The sequence below is a fragment of the Streptomyces naganishii JCM 4654 genome, assembly GCF_014650575.1.
GTDB classification, from domain to species: Bacteria; Actinomycetota; Actinomycetes; order Streptomycetales; family Streptomycetaceae; genus Streptomyces; species Streptomyces naganishii.
In genome coordinates this window covers 1-3,394 of the sequence record NZ_BMVF01000047.1, presented here as the reverse complement: position 1 = coordinate 3,394, position 3,394 = coordinate 1, and the positions used below count along the sequence as shown (strand labels likewise).

General features: G+C 69.6%; 2 protein-coding genes. Both read right to left on the bottom strand.

Annotated features, from left to right (window positions below):
* The coding region (locus IE217_RS34255; RefSeq protein WP_190181867.1) for an MFS transporter at positions 1–1,345 on the bottom strand (1,345 nt) is incomplete at its 3' end.
* Positions 1,342–2,487 (bottom strand): phenylacetate--CoA ligase family protein, encoded by a 1,146-nt coding sequence (locus IE217_RS34250; protein WP_308432807.1) that lies wholly within the window; start codon positions 2,485–2,487, stop codon positions 1,342–1,344. The genes IE217_RS34255 and IE217_RS34250, both read right to left, overlap by 4 nt.
* Positions 2,488–3,394: the final 907 nt, after the last annotated feature.

Here is a 3,394-nt window from a genome sequence, read left to right as displayed (position 1 = left end):
CATGACCTTCTTTCCTCGTACAGGCCATCCACTTGGGTGGAGCGACTTCGTGTCGCACTGACGCGTCTCCCGTCGGTGTCGCCCGGCGGGCGGGCCGGTCCGGCCGCCGCGGCTCGGTGTCCTCCGCTGGGCCGCCCAGCCGCCACAGGGCCACTGTCACCGGAAGCAGGCCGGCGCCCTGCACCAGGCACAGCGTGCCGGCCGTCAGGTGGTCGCCGAGCGCGCCGAAGAGGAGCGAGGCCAGGGGAAAGGTCGCGCCGAGCAGCGCCTGCATCACCGCGAAGAAGCCCGGCTTGTCCTCGGCGGGCACCTGTCGCTGGAACAACGCCACGAACCGGACCCCGATGACGCCGACGCACCAGCCGACGACGAGGAGCGAGCCGACCGCAACGAGGTGTCCGGGGCACAGGCCGGGCAGCGCGAGCGCGGCCGCCATGGCGGCCAGGCACCCGCTGCCCACAGTGACGGGACGTCCTGGTACGCGACCGCCGGTGAACGATCCGACGAGCGTGCCGGCGCCGAGCGCGGCTTCCAGCAGCGCGGCGGTCGAGCCGGCCGAGTGCAGGGTGCCTCGTGTGTAGAGCGGCATGACGACGTAGACGGCGGTGGTGAAGACATTGGCCGCGGTGAAGCAGAGCAGCACGCGGCGGACGAAGGGCAGGCCGGCCAACAGGCGGCGCAGACTTCCTGTCCCGGGCGTGACCTCGCCCGCCGGACCGTTGCCCGCCGCGGCGCGGGGGAAGCGGGCCGAGACGATGAGCAGGGCCGCAGACAGGTAGGCGCCGGCGCATCCGGCCACCACGCCCGCCAGTCCGCCGGCGTCCACCACCAGTGGGCCCAGCAGTCCGCCCGCGAGCCCGGCCAGCGACTGGGTGGACAGTTCGAACGCGGTGGCCGCCTCGATGTCGGCGTCCTCGACCAGCTCCGGCACCGAGGTCGTCAGACAGGGGTCGAAGACCGCCTGGCAGATCGCCAGTGCCAGGCCGGCCGCGTAGAGCGCGATCACGGGCAGGGCGGTCGTGCGGGCCCACACCGCCGTGGCCGCGCTGAGGACGCCCGCAACGGCGGTCGCCGTGGCCAGTACCGTGCGGTGGGCGTGGCGCGCGACGAGGCGCGCCACGACGGGAGCCAGCACGATCGCCGGCAGGCTGCTCACCATCAGGAACAGGCCGGAGTCCAGGCCTCGGTGATCGCCGCCCGCGACGCCGACCAGCCACCAGACGGCGCCGACCTGGAACATCCTGGACGCGGCCTGGCCGAGGGCCTGACCGGCCCAGACCCTGCCGAACGACGGGTTGCGCAGCACCAGGGGCAGACGCCGGGCGCGCACGGCGAGGTCGCTCATGAGTGGGGCCGTTCGTCGACTACACGGATCAGCTTGCCGGAGCGGGCATTGACGGCGAGGTCGTGGTGCCTGACCCACTCCACGGCCGGCGGATTGACGTGTCCGGCCGCTGTTGCGCTCGCGTAGAGCGGGCGCTGCTCGAGCAGCGCCGTCACGATGGACTCGCCCAACGACGCGTCCACGTCGGCCGGTTCGCCCGTTGCCAGCCGCAGCAGCAGGCCGTCCCGGCCGTCCTGGCGGCGCACCACGAGTTGCAGTCCGCTCACCTGCCCGGCCGCGTCGGCGGCCGTGACGATGTCGTGCACGTCCTGGGTGTGCAGCGAGACGGGGCCGACCCGCACCCCTTCCTCGGCCCGGCCGAGGATGCGGAACACACCCGCCTCCCGGTCCACCCATTCGGCCCGGTCTCCGGCCGGGTAGCGCAGGATGGGCATCAGCCGTCTGCGCAGGTCGGTCACGACCAGCCGTCCTGGTACGCCGTCGGCCTGGACCGGCAGGCGGGCGTCCTCGTCGAGGATCTCCACCACCGTGTGGGGTGTGAACGCGCGGTGCACTCTGGGGTCGGCGCCGGGTACCGCCTCGCCGAGGAGTCCGGCGTCCACGCTCGCATACCCCAGGGAGTGTGCCTGGGCCTTGGGAAACGCCGCCCGCAGAAGGGGCAGTTGGTCTCCGAACAGGCACTCTCCGCCGAAGAAGAGCAGTTCCACGTCCGGAAGGGTGCGACCGGCGGAGGCGAGCCGCTCGGCCAGCGAGCACAGTGTGGTCGGTGTGCCGGCGACGACCTGAGCCCGGAACTGCTCCAGGGTGGCCGCGGTGGATTGCCAGGGCGCCGCTCCGCCGATGGGCAGCCTCACATTCGCCACCGGAGAACGGTGCAGTGAATCGAGAACGAAACTGAAACTGGCGTAAAGGTCACCCGCGTAGAACAGGTCGGCCACCCGGTGACCCGGCCGCAGCCCGGCGGTGACGAGTCCGGCGCCGAACGCCGCGGTGAATTCCCGCCATTCCGTGCGGGTGTAGTACGAGAATTTCGGGGCCCCCGTGGTGCCGCCGCTGCGAAAGACGACGGCTTCGTCCAGCGGTGCGGTCAGCAGCGTGTTTCCATGGGGTGCGTTGGCCCGCCAGAAATCCCTCTGCGGCACCACGGGAAGGTCCGTGAGATGGGCCACGTGAGGGGGGAGATGAGAGTAGAGCTGCTGGTAGAAGGGCGAGTTGAGACGCGCGAAGCGTATGAGCTCCGCGAGAGGTTGAACGGGCATCAATTCCTGCTCGAAGGACCGGTTTGGCTGAACCCGCCCCAAGGGGGCCGACATGGATCAGCGGAAATATTTCTACGGAAGTGGTTCATTCCGAAACAATGGAGAACCTGTCACTGTCGGGCTGTCCGGCGGGGCACTGGGAACATGGCCGGCGCCTCGAAGTATCAATGCATCTCACCATTCGAAACGCCCTTGCGTCAACTCGCCATTGGCGCTGGACTTCGCCGCGCCGCGAACGGACGGGGTTACGAGGTGTTCGGTTCCCTCCGATGAAGAGACGGCCACCACATGTGGCAGGCAGTCCATAAGGAAAGCTTGAGCATGCCAGAAACCACATTTATGGACCCGCAGCGCCGGGTCCGGTGGCCTCCCTCAACGGCACGCAGGCACACAGCGTCGCTGCCGTCCCGGTCGTCCCGACACGGCACCTGTGTCTGATCTGATGTTCGGCGACCTGCGGGCAGGCCGCCACCGACGCTCGCTGAGCCGTTGCGGAGGGCGGCAGTGCCACTGGTGTGACGTTTTCAAGCCCAACACGGCGCAGGACGGGCGCCGAACAACCACTGAGCTTCTTCGAGTTGGCCACCGATCGGGTGATGGGCCGTGAAGCACAACGAGCGAGGCCAGGCCCCGGGCTGTTGATCGAGGTGTCTGACGTCTCAATCACGTTGCTCGGGGACCTCGTTGGTCGTCCATCCTGCCAACACCCGACCTTCCGCATGCACTCGTGGAGTGAGTCTCAATGATGGTGTCAAGCCGATTGGGTGGCTGGCGGGGTGGGCGTGAAGTG